A 26,545-nucleotide genomic window follows, 5' to 3' on the forward strand; every position below is an offset into this window, starting at 1 on the left:
TTTATCGCCTCACCTTCTGATTAACAACCACTTGAATATTACTATAAGAGCTTAAATCTGGATCATGCTTTGCTATTCCAGCGTCTTTGCAAAGATGATCAATTGCAACCTTTAATCCGTTTTGAACCGTATGCCAATCGTGGCCAGAGCCTTTAGAAATCATTGTTATAACGCTTATTCCAGCCTTATGCGCTGCCATTGCAATAGTAGACTGATTTACTTGAGACTTAGGATCCCAAGCTCCAGCTACTGAATAATAGTTTTGATTTAATGGAGCATTTTTTCTCATTATGTTTGACGGAATATGCTTTTCGTATTCCTTGCGATTGCCGTTAAAATAACGGTTTATTGTTTCTTTTCGATTCTTGTACGTTGGTTCTAGCTCTCCGCCAGCAGAATACATGTTTCCAAACAACTTTGGATATGCTGGAACTATTTGAGTTGCGCAAGTTCCGCCTTGAGAAAATCCTCCCATAAGCCAAAGTGCTGGATCTTTGCTAGCTGGAAGATTTTTACGAACCCAGTTAACAACATCTTTAGTTAAATAAGTTTGAGCGTTTCCATAAATCTTTGTGTCTGCGCAAAGTGAATTATGTGTTGAAGTGCCATTTTGGTCTGGGGAAACAACAATCGGAGCTAAACCATTGTGTTTTTTAGCGTAAGCGTCTAAAGTATTCACTATTTCGCTTGCAGCAAATAGTCTATTAGGGCTTCCTGGCTGTCCGGAAAGAAGAATCATTACAGGAAGTTTTGGCGCTAATCGCGTTAGAGCTGCTGGAGGAAGATACACGTTTGCGATTCTTGCTCGGAAGTTTGATTGCGTTGCCGGAATTCTAACTGAACGGCTAATACCCTTAGCTGGCATTTTAGGAAGTTTGTTTTGTTCTGCTAGCAAATTCCAATCTTTAATTTCCATAACGGCATTATGCTTATTGTGCTCTTCTAGCTTTGGGTAGTTTCCTAATCCAAAAACAGACCCGATTGTTGTGTATTCTCCGTAAATCATGTTTACGCGAATCATTGTTGCCAGAACAAACAAGATGATTGAAAAAATAGCAAAGGCTCTTCTAAATCCTTTAGATATTATTGCTGCGCTTAGTGCAAAACCTACGGCTGCAAATCCTGCTGCAATAGAGGAGATAACAAGCCATCCCAGACTTACGCCAAACACAAGAAAAACGTCGGATATAAGCCAAGTTATGAATCCAAAAATAATGGCGAATAAAAATGCCGAGCCTAGTTGAGTTAAGAGTTTTGAAAAATACTTTGACCCTTTAGGTTTTGTAATTAAAAGAACAGCTAGGCATAACCCAGATATTGCGAATACGCTTACAGGTAAAATGCCGTGCATTAAGTTAATTGTGGCAACAAATTGCTTCATTCTTACTGTTCCTTAAAACCTCGCTAGATTGGAGCCAACAAACACAACCATTGCAAATATAGTATATAATCCTTAAAATTTTCTATATTTTGTCATCTATTATAATGATATAGACTGTAGAACTTATTACAATACACCAAAAGTATGAATATTTATAATACTGCGATTGCTGGTATGACGATAGTGATACTTAAGATGTATGTGTAAAGCAGATGCGTACGTAATATGTATACGTAATATGTATTAAGACTTAAACATGTATTAAACATTAGGCATTAAACATGGGCATGAATCAGAAGGGTGAAAAATTGCCATTAAGCAATTCTCTTACAATTTTTAGGCGATTTGAGCATTTTAAGCTTACGATTGCTCGCTGGGCGTACTCTGTTATGTTTGTTGTTTTATGCGCAATAACAGTTATGATTGTGCAGCTTTCTGTTCAGCGTTCTGGGCGAGTGGAAATGACTTCCTCGCTTTCGGCTAGCGCATGGAACATAATTTCAAAAATGTGGCTTAAGCTTAATTTTGTTTTTGTGCTTAATCTTCTTATTGTTGCGTTGATTTATGGGATTTTGTTAATAATCATAAATCGTTTTTGGATTGCGTCTGCAATTTTGGTTAGTACGTCAATAATTGTTTCTGTTATTGAATATATGAAGGTAAACGTTCGATACGAAACGATTCTTCCAGCCGACTTAAACTTTTTAAAAAGCAACACTGGAAACATTGCATCTTTTCTTCCAGACAATGCTAACGCCGTTATTTTTAGCTCTATTGTTGCCGTTATAATAACTTGGATTGTTGCTGTTTTAATGCATGTTTTGGATGCAAATCATGGGAAAATTGTTATTATTGCAGATTTAAGAACTGCGATTTTGGTTCGTATTGCAACTGTAATCGCATTATTAGCGACTTTTGGATGGTATATTTGCACAGTTGGAACTGTTGATTCTAGCGCAAACAATTTTGCTAAGTTTATGGGAGACACGCCATCAATGTGGGACTCCGTTTACGACGCTCAAAGAAACGGTACTTTAGTGGCATTTTTAAGGCAAGTAAACCCAAAGGTTATGGATAAGCCTGCGGATTACAATGAGCGAACTATGAGCGCTTTGCTAGAAAAATACAATAATGAAGCAAAGAAAATAAACGCTTCTAGAAAGTCGAAAATCTCCGATAATACTGTTGTTTATGTGCTTTCGGAATCATTCTCTAATCCAATAAGAGTTCCTGGATTGCAACTAAATAAGAATCCAATGCCATTTATAAGCTCTTTGAAAGAGAAAACAGATAGCGGTTTAATGCTTTCTTCTGGCTACGGCGGAGGAACTGCAAATCTTGAATATATGTCTCTTACGGGATTGAGCATGGTGAACTTTAACTCATCTCTTACAAGCCCGTATCAGCAGCTTGTTCCAAATTCTTCTTGGACTCCTACGATTAATCAATATTGGGGTAGTGAAGCGAATTCCATAGCATTCCACCCATATGAGCCTAGCATGTACTTGCGCTCAACAAACTATAAGAAGTTTGGTTTTAGTAAGTTCTACTCGCTAGAATCTCCTAATGTTATTGCGCACAAAAATATGCTTGATAAATCGCCTTATGTTTGCGACGAGTCTGCGTATAAAAGTGCGTTTGAAAAAATCGCCTCAAGCAAGAATAACCAGTTTGTGCAAATAGTCACAATGCAAAATCATATGCCATTTAGGAATTGGTATAAGAACAATGATTTTAAGGCTAGTTCAAAGCCTGGCTCGCCAAAGCTTGGAAGCTCGGAAATATCTTCGATTGAAACATACGCTAAGGGAGTGAGTTACACAGATAAAGCAACTCAAGAGTTCTTAAATGACTTGGATTCTATAGATAAGCCAGTGACTGTTGTATTCTATGGAGATCATCTTCCTGGAATATATAGTACTGCCAGCGATGATGAGAATAATTCTCTTGATTTGCATCTAACTGATTACTTTATTTGGTCAAATAAAAAAGCAAGAGAAAATAAGCAAAAAGAAGATAATTCTAGAGATAATAATGCTAAGAAGAATAAAGTCAAAGATTCTTATTCTTCTCCAAACTTCTTTATATCGCAAGTGGCGTCTCACACAAATTCTAAAGTTTCGCCATATCTTGCATTCCTTACAAGATTGCACGAAAAGATTAGTGCAATGGAGCCTCCTGTAGTAAATAAGATTCAGGGGTGGGATAGAATTCCGCAAGGCCAGCCAATTTACTTGAATCCAAGCGGAAAGCCAATGATTGCTAGTAGTATGAACAAAGAAACTAAACAATTATTGCATGATTACCGTTTGATTCAATACGATATTACAGCTGGAAAGCATTATCTTAAAAACACAAACTTTCTTGGTTTTTAATTTTTCAATGCTTTAAGTGCTTTAGTTGCAATGTCGTGCCTATAAAACATGTTAGAAAGATTAAGATTGTCTAATATGCTATAGGCTTTTGATTGAGCATCTTTAACATCTTTGCCATTCACTTGCAAAAGTGCCACTCTTCCAGAAGACGTTACAAGATTATTGTTTTCGTCTAATTTAACACCAGAATAGTAAACATTTTGATCTGCGCTATTAAGAGTGATTTGTGGCAGAGGTGTTCCTGTAACAAGCTTTCCAGGGTATCCTTTGCTTGCTAACACAACGCCAAGAGTTACGCCATTTTTAATCCAAGTAAATGCTGGTTCTTTGCCATGCAAAATGTTAAAAATAGCTTCGCCAAAGTCGCTAGTAAGTCTTGGAAGAACAACCTCTGTTTCTGGGTCTCCAAAGCGAGCGTTAAATTCTATGACTTTTGCGCCTTGCTCTGTGTTAATCAATCCAGCGTACAAAACTCCTGTAAAAGGCGTGCCTTCGCTTGCAAGAGCTTGCAAAGTTGGGCGTACGATTTTATCAATCGCTTGTTTTACAACTTCATCGCTAATTTGTGGAACTGGGCTATAGGCTCCCATTCCGCCTGTGTTTGGGCCAGTATCGCCATCATGAGCGCGCTTGTGATCTTGAGAAATTGGCATAACCCAAAAATCTGTTCCGTTAGCAAAACTCATTAATGAGAATTCTTCGCCTTCTAAAAACTCTTCTATAACTACTTTTGCTCCAGCTTTGCCAAAACGATGGTCTACAAAAATATCGTCTAAAGCTGCGAGCGCCTCATCAACGCTAGTGGCAACTGTTACGCCTTTTCCAGCAGCCAAGCCGTCTGCTTTAATAACAATAGGAGCGCCTTGATTTTTAACGTACTCGATCGCTGGTTCTAGCTCGCTAAATGTTTGGTAGGCGGCTGTTGGAATATTATGCCTTTGCATAAGTTGCTTTGCAAAATCCTTAGATCCTTCAATTTGAGCAGCCGCTTTGTTTGGGCCAAATGCTGGGATTCCATTAGCTTCAAAATCGTCAACAATGCCATTCATAAGAGGCACTTCGGGGCCAATAAAAGCAAAGTCGTAGTTGTTGCTCTTAACAAATTCGATTAAAGCGTTGTGATCCGATTCGCTAATGTTTTCAATTTTGATTCCGCTTTTAATCATGCCTGGGTTTCCAGGAGCAACTGTGACTTCGCTAACGCTTTTACTTGCTAAAAATGCAACTGCGATTGCGTGTTCTCGTGCGCCTGAGCCTACAACTAAAACTTTCATCTTTAATCCTTTATGCTTTAAGATTTTGTGAATTATAACAACTCAACTGCAACGTTTTCGCGTTTAATCATTTTGCCAATAACATACGCTTGTTCATTATTGTTTTTAAGGATTTGCATAGCTTCATCGGCTTTATTTGCATCAATTGCTAATACCATTCCGATTCCCATGTTAAAAACGTTGAACATTTCTGAGTGGTCTACTTTACCCGACTTTTCAATAAGGTTGAAAATTGCAGGAACTTGCCACTTTTTTGTGTCTATTTGTGCTGCAAGATTATTTGCAAACATTCTTGGAATGTTTTCTATAAATCCGCCGCCTGTAATATGAGCTACGCCTTTAATAAGATGATTAGCAAAAAGCGGTTTTAATGCTTTAACGTAGATTTTTGTAGGCTCTAAAAGAACTTCGCCAATAGACTTGCCACACAATTCTTCTGGCTTACTATTTACGTTGTAATTAGCTACATCAAAAAGTGCTTTTCTAACAAGTGAGAATCCGTTTGAGTGCACTCCCGAAGATGCAAGTCCTATAAGAGTGTCTCCAGCTTGTATTTTGCTTCCATCAACAATGTTTTCTCTTTCTGCAACTCCTACAGCAAACCCCGCAAGATCGTACTCGCTTTGATCGTACATTCCTGGCATTTCTGCAGTCTCTCCGCCAATTAATGCTGCTTCTGATTGCACGCATCCGTCTGCAACGCCAGAAACAACTTGCTCAAGTATTTCTGGATTGTTTTTTCCGCAAGCAATGTAATCAAGGAAGAACAGAGGCTGTGCGCCTTGAGCTGCAATATCGTTTACGCACATAGCAACGCAATCAATGCCAATCGTATTATGCTTTTGCATCATTTGCGCAATCATAAGCTTTGTGCCAACTCCGTCTGTTCCAGAAATTAGCACTGGGTCTTTGTATCCAAGGCTTGCTAAATCAAATAGGCCGCCAAAACCGCCAATTCCGCCCATAACGCCTGGTCTTTTTGTGCGATTTACGTGGGATTTTATTCTTCGCACAACCTCGTAGCCAGCTTCTACGCTAACGCCAGCTTGTTCATATGCGTTTGGCATTTAAGAATCCTTTCGTGTTTGTTTTAAGTGTTTTAAGTGTTTAGTCGAAGTTTAGTCGTAGTTTAATCGTAGTTTAATCGCAGTTTTTAGTCGCAAAATTGTATTTACTATTCTTTTTAATATTCTCTAAAACTTCCTTGTCTTCTTTAGAAAGCGAAGCTAAGAATTCATCTCGGTAGTCATCTAAAGCAGTAGGGTAGTCGCCATTAAAATACGCTACGCATAATCCTCCGTACGGAGCAGGCTTATTTAACCCAATAGACTCAACAAGACCGTCTAAAGATAAGAATGCTAAAGAGTCAGCGCCAATATATTCGCGAATTTGCTCAACGGAATGTTTAGCTGCAATAAGCTCTTTAGTAGTTTGAATATCGATTCCGTAGAAGCACGGGTATTTAAGAGGAGGCGAAGAGATTCGCATATGAACCTCTTTAGCGCCCGCTTCTCTAAGAAGACGAACAATCCTCTTAGACGTTGTTCCGCGAACGATTGAATCGTCAATAACAATTACGCGCTTTCCCTTAACAACACCTCTAACAGCCGAAAGCTTCATGCGAACGCCTTGCTCTCTAAGCTCTTGCGTTGGCTGAATAAAAGTGCGCGCAACGTATTGATTTTTAATCAAACCCATCTCGTTAGGGATTCCGCTTGTTTCGGCATATCCTGCAGCTGCAGAAAGCGAAGAATTAGGCACTCCAATCACCATATCTGCGTCTACAGGAGACTCTTTAGATAAGCGTGCTCCCATGCGCTTTCGAGCAGAATGAACATTAATGCCGTAAATATTAGAATCTGGGCGAGCAAAATAGATAAACTCCATTGAGCAAACAGCGTGCTGAATATTCTTTGCATAACGCTCAATCTTGTAACCTTCGTTATTAATAACAATTATTTCGCCTGGCTCAATATCTCGAATAAACTCTGCGCTAACAATATCTAAAGCGCAAGTTTCGGATGCAAGAACATAAGCTCCGTTACTCATTCTTCCCAAAGAAAGCGGCCTAAAACCGTTTGGATCCGTTGCTCCAATAAGTGAGTTCTCCGTAAGAAGCAGGTATGCAAATCCGCCGTGAACCGTGCGCAAAGCTTCTTTAAGCTTATCCATAAACGAAGTTTTTGTGGACCTTCTAATAAGATGCATAAGAACTTCGGTGTCGGAATTAGAGTGGAAAATAGCTCCGCAATCTTCTAGCTTATTTCTAAGAGTTGTGCAATTAGTAAGATTGCCGTTATGGCCTAAAGCAACGTCTCCATCGTGGAAAGAAAACAGAAAAGGTTGGATGTTTTCAACGCTTCCAGACCCCGCAGTCGCGTAGCGAACGTGGCCAATGGCACTGTTTCCGGTTAGCTGCTTCATAATGTCTTCGTTTGCAAAAACTTGCGTTAAAAGACCTAAGTTTCTGTATCCCTTAAGATGACCATTATTGTTGGCTACTATTCCAGCACCTTCTTGGCCGCGGTGTTGCAATGCGTGTAAGCCAAAGTAGGTAAGTCTTGCAGCATCGGAATGACCCCACACTCCAAAAACACCGCATTCTTCGTGAACACCTTCAAGCTCAGCAGACATTTGCGCCCCCTATTGTTTTAAAATTGCTGCAAATAGTTTGATTAGAATATTTAAACACAAAATCCCCAATCACGACGTAAAGTATTCAACGCCAGCGCTAAAAATGTTTTGCTCTTTAAAGTCTGGAATATTTACGTACAAGCCGCTTCCAGTGCGCTCGCAATGACCCATTTTTCCAAACACTCTTCCATCTGGGCTTGTGATTCCTTCTACAGCCATAAGTGACCCGTTTGGATTTACCTTAAGATTCATGCTTGGAACGCCATTGCTGTCAACGTATTGTGTGGCAACCTGACCGTTTTGTATAAGCGCATCCATAACTTCTGGCAACGCTACAAATCGACCCTCGCCATGAGATATTGCAACATTATGAATATCTCCAACTTTGCAATTTGAAAGCCAAGGAGAAAGATTAGAAGCAACGCGAGTTCGAACAATCTTGCTTTGATGCCTTCCAATAGTGTTAAACGTTAAAGTTGGGCATTCTGCATCCATTGGAACAATATCTCCAAATGGAACAAGACCAAGCTTAATAAGTGCTTGGAAGCCGTTGCAAATACCAAGCATTAAGCCATCTCGATTGTTTAGCAAATCGCGAACAGAGTCGCTAACAGCAGGATTTCTAAAGAATGCCGCTATAAACTTTGCAGAACCGTCTGGCTCATCTCCTCCAGAAAAACCGCCTGGAATCATAACAATCTGGCTTTTATTAATCTCTTTAACAAGCTCTTGTGCAGACTCTACAACATCATTAGCGCTTAAATTGTTGATTATAAGCGTTTTGCATTCTGCTCCAGCCTTTTCAAACGCTGCTTGAGTGTCGTATTCGCAATTATTGCCAGGGAAGACTGGAATAATAACGCGCGGCTTGCTTAACGGCGTTCTTCTGTGAGATTTCATATGATTTCGAATAGGCTTGCGATTAGTGGAATTTATTGCGCGAACCGCATTGCCCTTAGCTCTGTAAGGGAAGATGCCCTCTAGAGGACTTTCCCAATCTTCTTGCAAATCGTCTAAACTAATAGCTTCATTGCAAGCATAAAACTTAAACTCACTGCAAGTTTGGCCAATAAATTCAACATTTACAAGATCTTTGCTAAATTCGCTCGCAAAATCGTTAACGTTAAAATCTTCGTTTACTTCTACAAAGAAAGTTCCGTAGCTAGGCTTAAATAAGTCGTCGGTTTTAACAGACTCATTAAGCTTTAAGCCAATATGATTACCTAAAGTCATCTTAAACAAGCTTTCCGCACTAGCTCCAAAACCTGGAGTACTAACTGCGAGCGCATGCTTATTTGAAGTAAGATTTTCCACAATCCTAATCGCTTCTAAGAAGCTTTGAGCGTTAGGAGTAAGGCCGTCTTGCTTGTAGATTGGCGAAATCTTAAGGATTTTGCTATTTGTTTTCTTAAACTCTGGAGATATTGCCAAGCGAGCGTCTCCTGTAGAAACAGCAAAAGATATAAGGGTTGGTGGAACATCAAGATTTTCAAAGCTTCCGCTCATAGAGTCTTTACCGCCAATCGCAGCAACTCCAAAATCAATTTGAGCGCATAAAGCACCAAGAACGGCTGCAGTAGGTTTGCCCCAACGTTCTGGAACGTTTTGCGGCTTGCCAAAATATTCCTGAAGACTTAAATAAGCGTTTTCGATTGTAAAACCGCTTGCTACAAGCTTTGCCAAAGATTCTACAACAGCTAAGTAAGCGCCCGTAAATTGATTCTTTTCCATAATGTACGGGTTAAAGCCCCAAGCCATTGCAGAAGCGGTGTTTGTTTCGCCGAATACTGGGAATTTTGCGCTCATTGCTTGTGCTGGAGTGAGTTGTCGGCGGCCTCCAAATGGCATAAGAACCGTTGCGGCTCCAATAGTGGAGTCAAACATTTCACTAAGACCTTTATTTGAGCAAACATTAATATTTGAAACAAGATCTTTTATGCGCTCGCTAAAAGTCTTATTAGCATATTCGTCACTTGCGTCTTGCCACTTTGTAGTGTAGTTTTTGCCGCCTTCAACGTGAATATCTTGAGTTTTAGAAGCGCCATTAGAAGCTAAGAATTCTCGGCTTAAATCAACAATTGTTTTCCCTCGCCAAGTCATCTTCATTCGAGCTTCTTTTGTAACTGTTGCAACAACTTGCGCTTCCAGATTCTCTTGACGAGCGTAGCTCAAAAATTCGTCTACGTCGCTTGCGGCAACATCAACAGCCATGCGCTCTTGAGACTCGGAAATAGCAAGTTCGGTGCCATCAAGCCCTTCGTATTTTTTAGAGACTTTGTCTAAGTCAATAATCAATCCATCTGCGATTTCGCCCGTGGCAACACTAACTCCGCCCGCGCCAAAATCGTTGCAACGCTTAATAAGACGGCATGCATCTTTGCGTCTAAAAAGTCGTTGTAGTTTACGCTCAATAGGTGCGTTTCCTTTTTGTACTTCTGCTCCGCATTCTTCAATGCTTTCAGTATCTTGAGCTTTAGAAGCACCAGTTGCACCGCCTATTCCGTCTCTTCCAGTTCTGCCACCAAGAAGAATAATCACATCTCCTGCCTCAGGCGTTTCCCTGCGAACATGGTCTGCTGGTGTAGCAGCTACAACAGCTCCAACTTCCATGCGCTTTGCAACATATCCTGGATGGTAAAGCTCGTGAACTTCGCCTGTTGCAAGTCCAATCTGATTTCCGTAAGACGAATATCCTGCAGCTGCCGAAGTTACGATTTTTCTTTGAGATAGTTTTCCTTCTAAAGTTTCGCTAATAGGCGTTCTAGGGTCGGCTGCTCCTGTTACTCGCATTGCCTGATACACATAGGATCTGCCAGAAAGTGGGTCACGAATGCAACCGCCAATGCATGTTGCGGCTCCACCAAAAGGTTCTATTTCTGTAGGATGATTATGCGTTTCGTTTTTAAACAAAAACAGCCAGTCTTCATCGTGCCCGTTAACGTCAACCTTTACTTTTACTGTGCACGCGTTGATTTCTTCGGATTCGTCTAAGTTTTTAAGCTTTCCTGTATGCTTTAAATATTTTGCGCCAATAGTTGCCATGTCCATAAGACAAATCGGCTTATTTGTACGCTTAAGCTCTTCTCGTAATTTAAGATAGCGATTAAAAGCATCTTTTACTTGCTCATCATCTATTTGTACGTCTTTAAAATGTGTTCCAAACGTAGTGTGACGGCAATGATCAGACCAGTACGTGTCTATTACTTTTATTTCGGTAATAGTTGGATTACGATTTTCGTTTTTAAAATAATCCTGGCAGAATTTGGCATCAGCTAAGTCCATTGCAAGCGCGCGGTCTTCTATGAATTTTTGTAATCCAATGGAATCTAAGTCGTTAAATCCGTCTAATACCTCTACATTTGCTGGAACAATCGCTTCGGTTGCAAGCGTGCTAACTTCATCTAAAGATGCCTCGCGAGCTTCTACTGGATTAATAACGTAGTGTTTTATTGCATCAAGGTCTTCTTTAGTTAAATCGCCTTTAAATGCAAGAATTTGAGCTGTTTTAACCTTAGGGCATTCTCCCTGACTAATCATTTGTATGCATTCGCTTGCCGATTGTGCACGTTGGTCAAATTGCCCTGGAAGGAACTCTATAGCAAAAACGTGTTCATTTGTGCTAATAGGCAAGTAGTCGTATGTATTATCTACTGGCGGTTCGCTAAGAACAGTTTTAATTGCAGTATTAAAAAGTTCTTTAGATATTCCCTCTACGTCGTACCTGTTGATTATGCGCGTGGATCTTAGGGAATTAATACCAAGAATCTCTTTAAGCTCGTGATTAAGATGTTGGGCTTTTATATCGAAACCAGATCGTTTTTCAACATAAACGCGAAATACCACGGTGAACCTGCCTTGCAATTGTAGTTTTTGCTATTTTGTAGTTTGGCTATTTTTGTTTTTGTTTTATTCGTTTAAGAACGCGCGTGGCTCGCACCTTAAAAGATGCGAGCCACATTAAAATCATTGTTCAGTGCAATCGTTTGGATTGACTTCGTCGAAGTTCACTCCTTCGCTTTGCGCAAGAGATTTAAGCCTTGAGAATATTTCTTCGTAGGCTGGGATTATGTCTCCTAAATCGCGTCTGAACAAGTCTTTGTCTAAGTGATTTACTTCGGATCCATTTGCATTTCGCTTGTCCCAAAGTCTGCACGTATCTGGCGTTATCTCGTCTGCAAGAAGAATGTTTCCTTGTGCGTCAACGCCTTCTTCAATCTTAAAATCAACGAGTTGAACATCAATTTTGTTGAAGATGTCTAAAAGTGCATTATTTACAGCATGAGCCTGCTTTGTAATTTCTGCCATTTCGCTTTCGCTAGCAAGACCTAAAGCCACAACGCCATCTGGGTTAATAAATGGATCACCAAGATCGTCTGACTTTACGCAAAATTCCAAAAGAGGCTTTTTTAGGGCAGTTCCTTCTTTAACTGCATATCGTTTTGCAAAAGATCCCGCAGCTGTGTTTCTCATGATTATTTCTAGCGGAAACATCTTCATGCGCTTAACGAGCTGCTCGGTATTAGAGATTCTTCCAAGAAAATGGCTTTTTACACCACGGGCATTAAGAAGATTGAATATTAAAGAGGTGATTTGATTATTTAAGCTGCCTTTTCCAGCAATTTGAGCTTTTTTAAGACCATTGCCAGCTGTGGCTTGATTCATGTATTGAACCCACAATACGTTATCGTTATTGGTGGCATACAATTTCTTTGCTTTGCCTTCATACAACTTGTCAAGTTTTTCCATTGACGTGCCTCTCTGTTGCATTTATGCGGACGGCGTAAATCATCATATTTGATGATTTATTCAACCTGCCAGCACGATTAGACTAACAATTGTTACCTACAATTTAGTTAGATTATTTTTTGATTTTTTACGTAAATGTAATGGTAAAAACCTTGATTTTTCAACGGTTTATGCGGGAAGCTCAACTGTGTGCAGCAAATCTGCAATGCGTGTCGCAAAAGATTTTGCTTTCTGCTGGCTGCTTGACACTGTCAAAATAACACCCATCCTTCTTGAGCCGTGAACTTCTGGCTTTCCAAAAATTCGTATGCTGCTGCGTTGGCAATCTCCTTCATCTAATGCTTGCGCAAGATTTGTAAATCCTACAGCTCCGTTTCCTTGCACAACAAGAGCGTAGCTTAAAGCAACTTCGTTATCTTTTAGGCAAAGAGCTGTGTGTTTTTGCGTAATTGGAACGCCTAACACTGCTAAAACGTGTAGGGCAAACTCGCTGTAATATTGCGAAATCATTGTTACCATGCCAGTGTCGTGAGGTCTTGGAGATAATTCGTTAAAAAGTAAATCTCCATTTTTAAGAACAAAAAGTTCAACTCCGTAAACGCCCCAGCCAGTTTCGCCGTTATTCTTTGCAATTTTGCTTAAGCCCTCTACTGCTTGTTTAGCAATGTTTTGAGCATTAAGACGAACGCTTTCTGGTATGTTTGCTGGCTGCCACGATTGCCTATAATCGCCATTTTTTTGGCATTGAGCAATAGGTTCACATGTTGTTATTCCAGCGCTAGAGCATACAGTTAAAACAGTTAGCTCATAGTCTAAAGGTGCTAATGCTTCCACGATTACACGAGATATATCGTTTTGTGCATCTGCACTTTTATGCTTAGATCTTCTTCCGTTTTGAGCTTCGTACCAAGCTTCTTGAAGATTTTTAGAATCTTTTACAATAGATTGACCATGCCCAGAAGAACTCATTATTGGTTTTACAACACAAGGGTATCCCACCTGCTTGGCGCCTTCTTCTAATTCTTTGTAGCTAGAAGCAAAGCGATATGGTGTAGTAGGCAAGCCAATGTCTTCGTGTGCTATTTTTCGTAAAGCTTCGCGGTCCATTGCAATCGCAGTAATATCGGAGCTTGGAACAACTTGAATCTTTTTGTTTTTTACAACATTCTTTAATACTTCGGTTGATATTGCTTCAATTTCTGGAATTATTATGTTTGGATTTATATCATCTATTAAATCTTGCAGTTTTTTGGAATCGCTCATGTCTAAAACGCGATTTTCTTGTGCAACTTGCATTGCTGGAGCATTTGCATAACTGTCTGCAGCGCACACTTTAACGCCAAGTCTTATAAGTTCTATAGCAATTTCTTTTCCAAGTTCTCCAGAACCTAAAAGAAGGACTGTAGTTGTGTGTGATTTTGAATTTAAAATGCCAAAAGTTCGATTGTTTGCAATGCTCTTGCTTAAATCGTTATTTGCATTTTTGTTATTGTTTGGCTCTTTATTAGACGCAATGCTTGCATCCGATTTTTGCAAAAAACTCATATTTATATTGTGTCATTAAGTAATGTCGTATTTTCTTGCGACGCGCCGAAAACGTGTGGGCTAGCGTAAATGAAAAAAATCGTGTATAGTATTCCTCTGTTGTGCGATTCCCGAAGGGTTTCGCGCCGTAATGGTGGCTATAGCTCAGTCGGTAGAGCATCTGATTGTGGTTCAGAAGGTCGCGCGTTCAAGCCGCGTTAGCCACCCCACTTATTCGGCTGGTTTCCAGCCGTTTTTTTTTTTATGACTTTTAGGCTATAGCCCAACCCCTATAACCCATAATCCGTCCTATTTATGCACGAGTTGTTTTATGCAATGGAGTAGAATAGTTAAGGCTAATGATTTGCTAATAGGTGATTGGATATTGTTTAAGTAATTCGGTTGGTGTGGTACTTAGTTAGCTAAAAGCTGGCGATTGTGTGCTGTAATTAGCGGTTAGTGGACTTAGACTTAGCATTTTAAAAAGGAGCGGTTGTATGCCAGACAAGGGTGGTAAGCAGTCTAAAACATTGTCAAAAGTCTCTTCTGGTGAGCCATTTTGGGAGTCTGCTCTTCTTTTTGTCCCGCGTGTTATTGGCAAAGCAGTTCGCTCACTTTTTGGAGTTGGGCAATATGATGAAGCCTATCGCAGGGACGGCTTGTGTTTTGTAATGCTTATTCTTGCTGTTCTTTTTTGTGCATCCGAATGGTTTAGAGTTAGCGGATTCTTAGGAATTGCCTTGCACTCATTGTCTTCTGCTGTTTTTGGAGTTATGAGTGTTGTTTTGCCAGTGTGGCTTAGTGCGGTTGCAATTAGACTTATACGAAATAGTGGTGCTAAATCTGGTAATCCGCGCGTTATAGGCGGCTTTGTTCTTTTACTATGGTCTATTTGCTCCATTTTAGACATTTTGTTTGCAAGCAAAAATCAGGAATTTAATATAGATGATTTGCAAAAAGCTGGAGGATTATTAGGATTTTCCTTGGGTTCGCCATTAGCATGGGGATTATCTAAAACTTTTGCTCTTGCAATCTTTGTTATTATCGCTATTTTTGCTCTTCTAATGATTCTTAAGCTGCATGTTGCAGACATTACTCAATTTGTATCTTCTGTTATTTTTAAAAAGTCCAGAGACGTTAAAGATAATCCAGATGATGAATCTTATGATTCTAAAGATTTAAGCTCTGCTAACAGTGAAAATCTTGAGTTTGCAGAAGGAGTTCCAACTCATGATGCTTCCGAAGGTGAAAAGTCGCGCAGAACTCTGCATAATTCAGTAATTTCAAAGATTTTCAACACTCTGTTTGGCTCTAAAAAGAAAGACAACAACAGCGAGCTTTTAGATGCGTATGCTGGTGACGACGCTTTTATTTCTGCTTCTTCTAAGCCAAATCAAGAAGATGGCTCTGCTGGAGAATATGACTCTAAGATTGGCGAGCAAGAAGATGAGAATCGTAGCCAACATCCTCGTGTTGTTGCCTCTAATGGTTCTTTGCAATCGTCTGGCAAAATGTATATTGATGAGTACCCAAAGGCGCCTATTAGTGGCAATTCACAATATAGTGGAGCAGACCCTTGGAGTAAGATTCCTGCCGAGCAATTGGATCAATATAGATTATCGCAAGAAAATGATGAAAATAGCGCTGATGTAAATAGTGTTAGTGCAAATAGCGCAAATAATGGTGATGAATATTTAAGCGATGGTTCAAAAGACTACAAAGAAGAACCGTACAGATTGCCAGATTTAAACATGCTTGTTCATGGAAAGCCTCACGCAACTAGAACTCCTGCAAACGATCGAGTAATTCGCGCGTTAACATCTACGTTTGAACAGTTTGAAGTGGATGCAAAGGTTATTGGCTTTTTGCGAGGCCCTTCCGTTACGCAATACGAGGTTGAATTAGGCCCTGGCGTAAAAGTTGAGAAGGTTACAAATCTGCAGAAGAATATTGCATACGCTGTGGCAAGCACGGATGTGCGTATTTTGTCTCCAATTCCAGGAAAGTCTGCGATTGGTATTGAGATTCCAAACGTAGATCGAGAGATTGTAAACCTTGGAGATGTTTTAAGGTCGGATAAAGCTCGACAAGATTCAAATCCTATGCTCACTGGTGTTGGTAAAGATGTTGAGGGTCATTTTGTAACAGCAGCGCTCGATAAAATGCCGCATCTTCTTGTTGCGGGAGCTACTGGCTCTGGTAAGTCAAGCTTTATAAACTCTATGCTAACTTCGATTATTATGCGTGCAACTCCAGAGCAGGTTCGCATGATTTTGGTAGATCCAAAGCGAGTGGAGCTTTCTGCATATGCCGGAATTCCGCATTTGCTAACTCCGATTATTACAGATCCTAAAAAAGCAGCTCAGGCTCTTGAATGGGTTGTTAAAGAGATGGATGCGCGTTACGACGATTTGCAATTCTTTGGTTTCCGCCATGTTAAAGACTTCAACAAGGCTGTTCGAGAAGGTAAGGTTCATGCGCCTAAAGGCTCCGAGAGAAAAGTTGCGCCATACCCGTATTTGCTTGTTGTTGTAGACGAGATGGCTGATTTGATGATGGTTGCAAAAAATGACGTTGAAAGTTCTATTCAGCGAATAACTCAGCTTGCTCGTGCAGCTGGTGTGCATTTGGTGCTTGCAACTCAGCGCCCGTCCGTTGATGTTGTAACTGGCTTGATTAAGGCAAATATTCCGTCTCGATTAGCTTTTGCTACGTCTTCTGCTACAGATTCTCGCGTTATTTTAGATACTGTTGGTGCGGAAACTTTGATTGGTCAAGGAGATGCGCTGTTTCTTCCAATGGGTGCTGCTAAGCCGCAACGAGTTCAAGGATCTTGGGTTAGTGAATCGGAGATTCGTAAAGCTGTGGAATACGTTAGAACTCAGCGAAAGCCTCGTTATAGGGAAGATATTGAGCAAATGGCTGCAAAGGCAGATGAACAGGCTCAGATTCAAGCTAAAACAACGGATATTGGTGACGATATGGACGAGCTTCTTCAAGCTGCTGAGCTTGTTGTTGGTGCGCAGTTTGGATCTACTTCTATGCTTCAGCGAAAGCTTCGTGTTGGATTCTCAAAGGCGGGCAGACTTATGGATTTGCTTGAGTCTAGAGGAGTTGTTGGCCCTTCCGAAGGGTCTAAAGCTCGTGAAGTTCTTGTTCAGCCGCAAGATTTACCTAAAGTTTTAGCTTTTATTAAAGGTGAGTCTGATTCTTTGAATTAAGGATTGTTTATAAATCGTTTATAAATTTTATAAATGTTTAATTAAGTTTTGCGTTTGCTATACCATGTTTGTGTAGCGGTTATGGAGGTATTAACAATGTTGCAAAAAGGTAAGTCTAAGTTGCTTGAAGGTTGGAATTGCGCTCCAAACATTGTGACTTATGTGCGAATAGCTCTTTCTGTTGTATTCATCGTTTTGTACCTTATTTCAGGTCCTTGGGGCTATGCGTCCACTTCGGTTCGATGGAGCGCATTTGTGCTGTTTATAGTCGCAGCTTCAACAGATAAGCTTGATGGGTGGATGGCTAGAAAATACAATCAAGTTACAGAACTTGGAAAGCTCTTGGACCCTATTGCCGATAAGCTTTTAATACTTTCCGCTCTTATTATTGCTTCTGCTTTTGGCGAACTTTATTGGTGGATTACTCTTTTGTTTGTTCTTAGAGAAATCGGCATTACTGTTTTGCGTTTTTATGTTATTGATAAAGGCGGAAAAGTTATTGCAGCATCTTGGGCAGGAAAATATAAGACGCTTTCTCAATCTGTTGGCATAGCAATGCTTCTTGCGCCTATTGTTCCAATATTCTGCGTTTATAACGTACCGATGTGGGTTGTGTGCTATTACGCTGTTTGCTACGGTTTTATTGGCATTGCTCTTGGTTTTGCACTTTATTCTGGATTCCTTTATGTTCGCGGTGCGTTTAAGCGTTGATAAAAATGTGTAACGACTTAGCAAGCGCTTTAGCAAACGATTTAGTGAATGATTCTACAGACGTTTTAGTAAGTAAGATTCTTGATTTTTGCGCAAACAAGTCTTTTCATATTTGTTGTGCAGAATCTTTAACTGGAGGTCTTCTTGCAGATTCGTTTGTAAAGATTCCTGGAGCTTCAAAGGTTTTTCTCGGTTCTGCTGTTACGTATGATATTCGCGAAAAATCTAAGATTCTTGGAGTGGACCCCGATTTGCTTAAAACTTTCGGTGCTGTAGAGCCTAGCGTTGCTAAACAAATGGCGTTTGGTTGTGCAAGATTATATAGCGGCTCCAAGTGGCAATACGAGTGTTTAGAGCCTAAAAAAGACGTTGATAATGCAGATTTTCCTGTTATTGGATTTTCTACTACGGGAGTTGCAGGGCCTGGCTCAGATGGCACAAAGCCAGCTGGTTTAGCTTACGTTGGTATTTTTATTCCCAATTCTGCTTCAGATTGCTGTTCTTTGCTTGATTTTGATTCTGTTTCGTTAAAAATCAGCGAGATTAAAGACTATGTTTTTGATTGCGGATGCGGCAAAATAAGCAATATTTCTTTAAGCAAATGCAATATTGACTCGTTGGATTGCGGATTTACTATTTGTGCGCAGTTAAATATTGTTGGGCAGAGACAAGATGTTCGCGTTGGAGTTGTTGATGTGCTAATCAAGATTTTTTATGCGCTTATTTTTGAAGATTGGATTTTTTATGCGCGAACGTGAATTTTGGGAGCTTCTTGAAGAGGTTTTTGGCAGAGAATTCGGCAGGAGTATTGCTAAAGATCAGGAGCTGCAAAAACTTGATGGCATGAGCGCGCGCGAGGCGATTGATGCTGGCGTGGAGCCTAGGATTGTTTGGAATGTTTTATGCGATCACATGAATATTCCAGATAGCAAGCGTTGGGGTAAAGACCATAATGCTCCGCCACTTCCAGCAAAATAAATGATTATTTTATTTTGTTGAAATTTCAAGCCAACACGCTTATCGAACAAATGTTCGTTTATGGTGTATAATATTTAATTGTTGGGCTTCTTGCAGCGTGTAAGTGCCTATTGGTTAGTGGAAAAAAGCCTTTAACCACATTGCTCTAAAACGCTTGCACGGGCATCATGTATTGAGTATGGTCGTCAATACATCGGCATGCGAAAGGAGTAATAATATGGCACAACAAGCAAAAAAGGGTGCTGTGGATCGTCTTATTGATGCCGACAAGGCGGATCCTCGTAGAAAAGCAGCATTAGAGATGGCTCTTGCAAATGTTGAAAAGCAGTACGGCAAGGGTTCTGCAATGAGATTAGGAGATAGGCCACTACAAGATGTAGAGGTTATTCCTACTGGTTCTCTTGCTCTAGATATGGCTTTGGGAATTGGTGGTGTTCCTCGCGGGCGTATTGTAGAGGTTTATGGACCTGAATCTTCTGGTAAAACAACACTAGCTTTGCACATTGTTGCTAACGCTCAAAAGAATGGCGGAGTTGCAGCATTTATTGATGCAGAACATGCTTTAGATCCAGTTTATGCGCGTAAATTAGGTGTTGATACAGATTCTCTTATTGTTTCTCAGCCAGATAATGGTGAGCAAGCTTTAGAGATTGCAGATATGCTTATTCGTTCTGGCGCACTAGATGTTATAGTGGTTGATTCTGTTGCGGCTTTGGTTCCAAAGGCAGAAATTGACGGAGACATGGGAGATAGCCATGTTGGTTTGCAAGCGCGCTTAATGAGCCAGGCTTTAAGAAAGATGACTGGCGCTTTGTCTCAAGCTGGAACAACAGCAATCTTTATTAATCAGCTCCGAGAGAAAATCGGCGTATTCTTTGGTAGTCCAGAAACAACTACAGGCGGTAAAGCTCTTAAATTCTATTCGTCTGTTCGTATGGATATTAGGCGTGTTTCTACTATTAAAAACGGAGAAGAAGCCGTTGGTAACCGAACTAAAGTAAAGATTGTTAAGAACAAAATGGCTCCACCATTTAAAACCGCTGAATTTGACGTTCTTTACGGAGAAGGAATATCTACTGAAGGCTCTGTAATCGATATGGCTGTTCAGTGCGATGTTATTAAAAAGTCTGGTTCTTGGTTTACTTATGAGGGTGAACAGCTTGGTCAAGGTAGGGAAAACGTTCGTCAATTCCTTAAAGACAATCCAGCTATTACGGAAGAAATTAGCGATAAGGTAAAAGTTGCTTTTGGGCTAATGAAACCAGAAGATCAGTTTGTTGAAGTAGAAGACGAAGACGATAGTGCAAAAGCAAAGTCAGATTCTGTAGCAGAAGATAAGCTAAACGCTTCAACTAAGGATTCCAAGAACGAAGACTAATAGTAAGAAGACTAATAGATGATTAGTGTTGAGAGTTTTCTTCGCAATCATAAGCCAGCAGATGCTTCTGTTTTTAACGAAAATGATGTTAAAAACAAGAATGTGTGTGCAGAAGATGATTGTAGTTTAGAAGTTGTTAATTCGCATTATTTAGAGAATAGTGCTGAAATAGGTGATTGCGAAGAAGACTCATGCCATTCGTCTTATAGATTGCAAAAGTACAGTTCTTTTAACAATAATAAAGCTGTTAAAAAAGTTGATTCTAAAAAAGCATGTGATTTTGATAGCTGTAGAGAGTCTGCTTTAAGAATGTTGGATTATGCGCCAAGATCTTCAAATGATTTAAAAGATAGGCTTATAAATAAGGGATATAACGAGAACACTATTGATTCTGTAGTAAGCAGATTAGAAGATTTGCATCTAATTAACGATGAACAGTACGCTCAGTCTGTTATACGCTCATGTGCATCTAGAACATTAGGAGAACGTGCAACTCGCATGGAGCTGCAAAAAAAGGGAGTTCCATCTATAATAATAACCTCATCTTTGCAAGAGGCTAGAGAAAATGGTGTTTTTGAACAAGCTGCATGGGATTTAGGCAAAAAAACAGCAGAGCGAACAAAAAGTCTAGAATCAGATGTTAGAAGACGAAGATTCTTTTCTGCAGGAGCTAGAAAAGGTCATGATTTAAGCATGCTAAACGAAGTGTATTATGCTTTGTTTAAGTCTTAAATCATAAAGATTCAGCAAATCTGATTAGCACATTTAAGAACGTAATCTGGCATATCTTCAACATTAATAACGTCGTTGAATCTAGCTGTTTTATTCTTAAGATCGCTAAGCATTTTAGGAGCCTTAGTAGAAGTTGTATTCTCTAATAGTTCCATGCAATCAAAGTCATCTAAACCTTCAACATTTAAGCCCAATGCTTGGCAAACAACTCTAGGGAATTTATACGGGCTTGCAGTGCTTAAAAGAACACGAGGGACACTAGAATCGTGAGGAATATGGCTCATAACAAAGTAACCACAAGCAGTATGTGGATCAATAACATAATTGTGATTATTCCAGCATTCTTTTATGGAATCGCGAATTTGGTTCTCGTTTGCCCAGCCGCATCCAAAGAGTTCTCGAATTTTAGAAAGCACGTCTTCTGGTATTTCAAAAGCACCCCATTGTTGCAAATCATTCATAAGCATTTGCATAAGTCGTGTATCTTTATTGCACATGTAATAAAGCATGCGTTCCAAGTTGGAAGAAACAAGAATATCCATAGAAGGAGCAACAGTTTGATGGAACGGGCGAATTTTGTTGTAGGTTCCGCTAACCAAAAAGTCAAACAAAACATTGTTGCTGTTACTTGCCGCAATCAGGTGCTTTACAGGAAGACCAAGCATTTTTGCGTAATATCCTGCAAGAATATTGCCAAAATTACCAGTTGGAACGCAAAATTCTACTTCGCTGCCAAGTTCTATAGAGCCACGCTCAACAAGCTTTGAATAAGCGTAGAAGTAATAAACAACTTGCGGAATCAGCCTTCCAATATTGATTGAATTTGCAGAAGAAAGCAAAGCGTGATTATTGTTATTAATCGATTCATTAATCGAAGTGTTGGTAAAGATTTTTTTAACTCCGCTTTGCGCATCGTCAAAATTACCTTTAACTGCGCAAACTCTAACATTGTTTCCACTTTGAGTTGTCATTTGCAACTCTTGTACTTTACTAACCTTTCCTTCTGGGTAGAAAGTAACCATAGAAGTGCCTTCAACGTCTGCAAATCCCGATAAAGCAGCTTTACCAGTGTCTCCAGAAGTAGCAGTAAGAATCATAACGTTTTGATTAGAATCCGACGCATCTTTTGCATGACTAATAAATTGTGGCAAAATCTGCAAAGCAACATCTTTAAATGCGCAAGTAGGGCCGTGGAAAAGCTCTAGAACAAAATCGTTGTTAGTGCCGAGAGGCTTTAACGGAGTAATTTCGCAATCTTCCCACTGATTTCCATAAGCATTTTCAACGCATTCATTAAGCTCGCTAGATGTAAAATCTGGAAGGAGGATTTTAAGAACGTCTTTAGCAATCTGCTTATAAGTTTTTCCAGGAAGATTAGAAATATCGTAGCGCGCATCTGAAAGGCAATCGGTAACAAACAAGCCACCGTCTTCGGCTATGCCTCTACGAATAGCTTGCTTCGACGTATAGGTTTTAGAATTCGACCTAGTGCTATGAAACATAACTGCATTCGTAGTGTTTTCTGCCATAATTCCTCCATTTGTGCCAATTGTTATACATGTTACCCGAAGAGGTGGAGCCTAAGCACTGCTATTGCTAATATGTTCAATATGACTAATAGTGATATAAAGTTTGATAAAACGCGTGATAATGCACAAGGCAATGTGTCTAAAGAATGTGGGGCTTCTTTAGATTCTGCTGCTGATTCTGCTGCCGATTCTATTGTTTTTTCTAGAGCAGATGATGCGCGAAACGCTCAGCGGGAATTTGCTAAAGCTAATGCGACTTTTAAGAATAATCTTTTAAACGCTATAGCAAATGCAATTGAAAGTAACGCTGAATTTATTGAAAAAGCAAATCTTAAAGATATAGAAAAAGCTAAAAGTAACGGCATGGATGCTGGGAAATTAGACAGACTTGTGTTTAATAAAGAAAGAATAATTCAGTCTGCTAAAAGTGTTAAAAAAATAGCGCAATTGCAAGATCCTGTGGGCCAAGTTGTTCGAGGATACACGCTGGAAAATGGTATTAGACTTTCGCAAGTTAGAGTTCCAATTGGCGTAATGGGAATGATTTATGAGGCCAGGCCAAATGTAACTGTGGATGTTGCGTCTTTATGCATAAAATCTTCAAATGCTGTAATTTTAAGAGGTGGAAGTGCGGCCGAGAATACAAATCGTGCAACAATTACAGTAATTAGGCAAGTCTTAAAAGATTCTGGCGTAAGCGAAAATCTTATAGAATCTGTGGACGATTTAGGTAGAAGCGGCGCAACGTCAATGATGCACGCACATGGTCATATTGATGTTTTGGTTCCTAGAGGCAGCGCAAATCTAATCGCGGCTGTTGTTAAAGAATCAACAGTTCCAGTTATTGAAACTGGCGCTGGAAATGTTCATATTTACGTAGATAAAACGGCAAACTTTGATGAAGCAATTCCGATTATTATAAACGCAAAAACGCAACGAGTTGGAGTTTGTAACGCTGCAGAAAAATTGCTTGTAGACAAAAGCATTGCTAAAGAATTTTTGCCAAAAGTTGCAAGCGAATTGGCGAAGCATAATGTTTTGATTCATGCAGATGAGATTTCCTACAACATTCTAAGCGATGCAAACATAAATGGCATTAAATTAGAGCGAGCAAATAATGAGGATTGGTCTACAGAATATCTATCTTTGCAAATCGGAGTAAAAGTTGTAAATGGTGTTAAAGATGCTGTTAATCATATTTCAAAATATTCAACGGGTCATACGGAAACGATTATTGCGCAAGATTATTTAACGATTAATGAGTTTGTTTCGTCAATAGACAGTGCTGTTGTTATGGTAAACGCTTCAACAAGGTTTACGGACGGCGGCGAGTTTGGTTTTGGAGCCGAGCTTGGAATTTCCACTCAAAAGTTGCATGCAAGAGGACCAATGGGCTTAATAGAAATGACAACTACAAAGTGGATTGGCTATGGAGATGGACAAATAAGGGCTTAAGAGTAAGGTTAAGAATATGCCTGATACATCACAATTATCTAAAACACATAAAGAACGCGTAAATGGATTTGTAAGCATATCTAATTCTAATGTGCTTGATGCTTTAGATATTGCAGCTGAAAGATTGTCTATTGTTCGTTATGTGTTTTTGGTTCAAATAGAAGATGGGATTGCTTCTGCTAGCCAAAGGTCTTCTCTTGAATATGCTGATGCAGTTTTAATGGGTTGGCCAGATAGGGATAATCGAGATGTTATTACGCCAGGCAGCAATGAGGCCGTAGAATCGATTAATTGTAATCTACAAAAAATGGAAAGCAACATATTGGAGTTTAGTAAACTTGAGCGTGCTGGTCTTGTTGATAATATGAGCGAAGTTCTTGTTGGAATAACCGAGTGTGTTGCCAATATTAGGGGTGTTTTCCAGCCTGATTTTCCTCTTCCAACTTTTGAAGAAATTAAGCGAGTGGTTCAGGATGAGTGGAATGAAGAAATGGGCAATATTAACCCCGACAAGGCAAATGTTGCTTCTAGCGTGATTAGTGAAGCTAAAGCAGACGATGAGGAAGATGCGAAAGCTCAAGTAAATGAGTAGTAATAATTCTACAGAACGCAGGATGTCGGATTTATTCCAAGGATCTATTAATCAGAGTCAAACTAGTGCACCTGTTTCGGTAAATGCTTCTAAGCGCAAGCAATCTGCAAGAGGTAATGTTCATCAGCGACCGCGCATAGGAATTATGGGTGGTACTTTTGATCCAATTCATAATGGACACTTGGTGGCAGCTTCCGAAGTTGCGTGGGTGTACGATTTGGATGAAGTTATATTCGTTCCAACTGGAAAGCCTATTTTTAAGCTAGATAAAAAAGTTACAAATGCGGAAGACCGATATTTAATGACCGTAATTGCAACGGCTTCGAACCCAAAATTTACTGTTTCTAGAGTAGATATTGATAGGCCAGGCGTTACCTACACCATTGATACGCTTAAAGATATACGCGCTCAGCATCCGCAAGCAGACCTGTTCTTTATTACTGGTGCAGACGCCATTGCGGAGATTATGCAATGGAAAGACGCTAAGGAATTGTGGAATTTAGCAAGATTTGTTGCAGTTACTAGGCCAGGGTATGCAAATCCTGAGAAGTTTGCTCAAATTGAGGCTCGTTCTGCATCTTACGATTCTTGCGACGATATGATTAATTGCCACAATCATCGTTTTCCAGTTGACATATTAGAGATTCCAGCATTGGCAATATCTTCAACAGATGTTCGCAAGCGTGCAGAACATGGTGAGCCAGTTTGGTATTTGGTTCCAGATGGCGTTGTGCAATATATTGTTAAGCACGGATTGTATATGCGCGATTTGTAATGATTTGTAATGTTTTTTGTAACGATTTGCAATTCTTTGCAACGATTTGTTATGTACGAAACAGCTTGAGACTTATAGTCTGCGCAAATAGATAGTATTAAAAACAGTCCGTTTTTGTGGGCGGTTAGCGAACTAGCGTTTGGAGATATGGTGAGCATCATCCTTGAAGGAAAGCCAGATAAAAACCTTGTTCTCGTAACTGGTCGCGCGCATCCTAAGCTTGCTAAAGATGTTGCGAATCAGCTTGGTATAGAAGTATTGGAAACAACGGCATACGATTTTGCTAACGGCGAAATGTATGTTCGATACACTCAGTCTGTGCGAGGAACAGACGTGTTTGTGCTTCAAAGTCACAGCGATCCAGTCAATAAGTCCATTATGGAACAGTTGATTATGATTGATGCTTTAAAGCGCGCATCTGCCCGTTCTATTACCGCTGTGTGCCCGTTGCTTGGATATTCAAGACAAGACAAAAAGCATCGCGGTCGTGAGCCTATCTCTTGCCGTTTGATGTTTGATTTGCTTAAGACCGCAGGCGCCGATCGTATTATGAGCGTTGACTTGCACGCGGCACAATCTCAAGGATTCTTTGATGGCCCAGTCGATCATTTGATTGCTATGCCAGTGCTAGTAGATTATGTGAGAGACCGCTTTAGCAAAGATTTAGGCAATGTAACAGTTGTTTCGCCAGACGCAGGTCGAATTCGTGTTGCAGAACAGTGGGCGCAGCGCTTAGGCGGAGGTCCTCTTGCATTTGTGCACAAAACCAGGGATATTACGCGTCCAAATCAAGCTGTAGCAAATCGTGTTGTTGGAGATGTTGCTGGTCGCGATTGCGTTATGGTTGACGATTTAATCGATACTGCTGGAACAATTGCTGGAGCTTGTAGCGTTCTTAAAGACGCTGGAGCCAAGTCTGTAACTGTTGTTGCAACGCACGGCGTTCTTTCGGGGCCTGCCGTTGAGCGCTTAAAGAATTGCGGCGCTCGCGAAGTGGTGTTAACAGATACTGTTCCTATTCCACAAGAAAAGCGTTGGGATGGTTTAACAGTTCTTTCTATTGCTCCGCTTTTGGCTAGTGCAATTAAGGCTGTGTTTGAAGATGGATCTGTTGCAAAGCTGTTTGACACCTATCCAGAGCATCATGGACAAGGGTTCTTATTTGCATAAATCCTATTTCGCCACGCCAAACTTGACGATGTCGATTGTTATGGCATAATAGTGACTTGGCGGTTTTTCC

The 26,545-nt window shown here is 40.1% G+C and carries 19 protein-coding genes and 1 tRNA gene; 12 read left to right on the forward strand and 8 right to left on the reverse strand.

What is annotated here, in order from left to right; genetic code table 11:
* Window position 1: 1 nt before the first annotated feature.
* Window positions 2–1,381: an alpha/beta hydrolase gene (locus tag QP420_RS01605; protein ID WP_481616374.1), complete on the reverse strand. Its 1,380-nt coding sequence runs from the start codon at window positions 1,379–1,381 to the stop codon at window positions 2–4.
* Between the two features lie 287 nt (window positions 1,382–1,668).
* On the opposite strand from QP420_RS01605, the gene QP420_RS01610 reads away from it, so the two are divergent.
* Window positions 1,669–3,756 (forward strand): LTA synthase family protein, encoded by a 2,088-nt coding sequence (locus tag QP420_RS01610; RefSeq protein WP_481616457.1) that lies wholly within the window; start codon window positions 1,669–1,671, stop codon window positions 3,754–3,756.
* On the opposite strand, the gene purD is transcribed toward QP420_RS01610, so the two are convergent.
* The 6 genes from purD to purT all read right to left on the reverse strand — a co-directional run bounded on the left by purD (window position 3,753) and on the right by purT (window position 13,955).
* Window positions 3,753–5,030 carry a phosphoribosylamine--glycine ligase gene (purD, locus tag QP420_RS01615; protein WP_481616375.1) on the reverse strand — a complete coding sequence of 426 codons (1,278 nt, stop codon included), beginning with the start codon at window positions 5,028–5,030 and terminating at the stop codon, window positions 3,753–3,755. The genes QP420_RS01610 and purD overlap by 4 nt on opposite strands.
* Before the next feature lie 32 nt (window positions 5,031–5,062).
* Window positions 5,063–6,097 (reverse strand): phosphoribosylformylglycinamidine cyclo-ligase, encoded by a 1,035-nt coding sequence (gene purM / locus QP420_RS01620; RefSeq protein ID WP_115757488.1) that lies wholly within the window; start codon window positions 6,095–6,097, stop codon window positions 5,063–5,065.
* A 73-nt stretch (window positions 6,098–6,170) separates the two neighbouring features.
* A complete protein-coding gene (purF, locus tag QP420_RS01625; protein WP_481616376.1) occupies window positions 6,171–7,664 on the reverse strand; it encodes an amidophosphoribosyltransferase in 1,494 nt (497 codons plus the stop codon).
* Between the two features lie 69 nt (window positions 7,665–7,733).
* Window positions 7,734–11,507: a phosphoribosylformylglycinamidine synthase gene (locus QP420_RS01630; RefSeq protein ID WP_481616377.1), complete on the reverse strand. Its 3,774-nt coding sequence runs from the start codon at window positions 11,505–11,507 to the stop codon at window positions 7,734–7,736.
* A 120-nt stretch (window positions 11,508–11,627) separates the two neighbouring features.
* The gene (gene purC / locus QP420_RS01635; protein WP_481616378.1) at window positions 11,628–12,410 is read right to left on the reverse strand and encodes a phosphoribosylaminoimidazolesuccinocarboxamide synthase; all 783 of its coding nucleotides are present in this window, start codon (window positions 12,408–12,410) and stop codon (window positions 11,628–11,630) included.
* Window positions 12,411–12,578: 168 nt separating this feature from the next.
* Window positions 12,579–13,955, reverse strand: coding sequence for a formate-dependent phosphoribosylglycinamide formyltransferase (gene purT, locus QP420_RS01640; RefSeq protein WP_481616379.1), 1,377 nt, complete (start codon window positions 13,953–13,955; stop codon window positions 12,579–12,581).
* A gap of 133 nt (window positions 13,956–14,088) precedes the next feature.
* Here purT and QP420_RS01645 point away from each other — a divergent pair.
* From QP420_RS01645 to QP420_RS01675, 7 genes are all read left to right on the forward strand, one after another.
* Window positions 14,089–14,164 (forward strand) — tRNA-His (locus QP420_RS01645).
* Window positions 14,165–14,431: 267 nt separating this feature from the next.
* Window positions 14,432–17,155, forward strand: coding sequence for an FtsK/SpoIIIE family DNA translocase (locus QP420_RS01650; protein WP_481616380.1), 2,724 nt, complete (start codon window positions 14,432–14,434; stop codon window positions 17,153–17,155).
* A 96-nt stretch (window positions 17,156–17,251) separates the two neighbouring features.
* Window positions 17,252–17,866 carry a CDP-diacylglycerol--glycerol-3-phosphate 3-phosphatidyltransferase gene (gene pgsA, locus QP420_RS01655; RefSeq protein ID WP_415688623.1) on the forward strand — a complete coding sequence of 205 codons (615 nt, stop codon included), beginning with the start codon at window positions 17,252–17,254 and terminating at the stop codon, window positions 17,864–17,866.
* 5 nt (window positions 17,867–17,871) lie between these two features.
* Window positions 17,872–18,624 carry a CinA family protein gene (locus QP420_RS01660; protein ID WP_481616381.1) on the forward strand — a complete coding sequence of 251 codons (753 nt, stop codon included), beginning with the start codon at window positions 17,872–17,874 and terminating at the stop codon, window positions 18,622–18,624.
* A complete protein-coding gene (locus QP420_RS01665; protein ID WP_020973608.1) occupies window positions 18,611–18,844 on the forward strand; it encodes a DUF3046 domain-containing protein in 234 nt (77 codons plus the stop codon). The genes QP420_RS01660 and QP420_RS01665 overlap by 14 nt, the downstream gene beginning before the upstream one ends.
* 217 nt (window positions 18,845–19,061) lie before the next feature.
* Entirely contained in the window at window positions 19,062–20,222 is a 1,161-nt protein-coding gene (recA, locus tag QP420_RS01670; protein WP_060786735.1) for a recombinase RecA, read from the forward strand.
* A gap of 18 nt (window positions 20,223–20,240) precedes the next feature.
* A complete protein-coding gene (locus QP420_RS01675; RefSeq protein WP_060786734.1) occupies window positions 20,241–20,954 on the forward strand; it encodes a regulatory protein RecX in 714 nt (237 codons plus the stop codon).
* Between the two features lie 11 nt (window positions 20,955–20,965).
* Here the strand turns inward: QP420_RS01675 and thrC are convergent, their stop codons facing one another.
* On the reverse strand, window positions 20,966–22,483 hold the full coding sequence (thrC, locus tag QP420_RS01680) for a threonine synthase (RefSeq protein ID WP_481616382.1): 1,518 nt from the start codon (window positions 22,481–22,483) through the stop codon (window positions 20,966–20,968).
* Between the two features lie 72 nt (window positions 22,484–22,555).
* Here thrC and QP420_RS01685 point away from each other — a divergent pair, with 72 nt between their 5' ends.
* The 4 genes from QP420_RS01685 (at window position 22,556) to QP420_RS01700 (ending at window position 26,475) form a co-directional block, all read left to right on the forward strand.
* A complete protein-coding gene (locus tag QP420_RS01685; RefSeq protein WP_060786732.1) occupies window positions 22,556–23,938 on the forward strand; it encodes a glutamate-5-semialdehyde dehydrogenase in 1,383 nt (460 codons plus the stop codon).
* A gap of 16 nt (window positions 23,939–23,954) precedes the next feature.
* A complete protein-coding gene (locus QP420_RS01690) occupies window positions 23,955–24,530 on the forward strand; it encodes a phosphoribosylglycinamide synthetase (RefSeq protein ID WP_481616383.1) in 576 nt (191 codons plus the stop codon).
* Window positions 24,523–25,305: a nicotinate-nucleotide adenylyltransferase gene (gene nadD / locus QP420_RS01695; protein WP_060786730.1), complete on the forward strand. Its 783-nt coding sequence runs from the start codon at window positions 24,523–24,525 to the stop codon at window positions 25,303–25,305. Before QP420_RS01690 ends, nadD begins: the two co-directional genes overlap by 8 nt.
* A 147-nt stretch (window positions 25,306–25,452) precedes the next feature.
* A complete protein-coding gene (locus QP420_RS01700) occupies window positions 25,453–26,475 on the forward strand; it encodes a ribose-phosphate diphosphokinase (RefSeq protein WP_060786729.1) in 1,023 nt (340 codons plus the stop codon).
* Window positions 26,476–26,545 lie beyond the last annotated feature (70 nt).

The organism is Bifidobacterium sp. UMB1197 (genome assembly GCF_030217745.1).
In the GTDB taxonomy this organism is placed as follows: Bacteria; Actinomycetota; Actinomycetes; order Actinomycetales; family Bifidobacteriaceae; genus Bifidobacterium; species Bifidobacterium vaginale_B.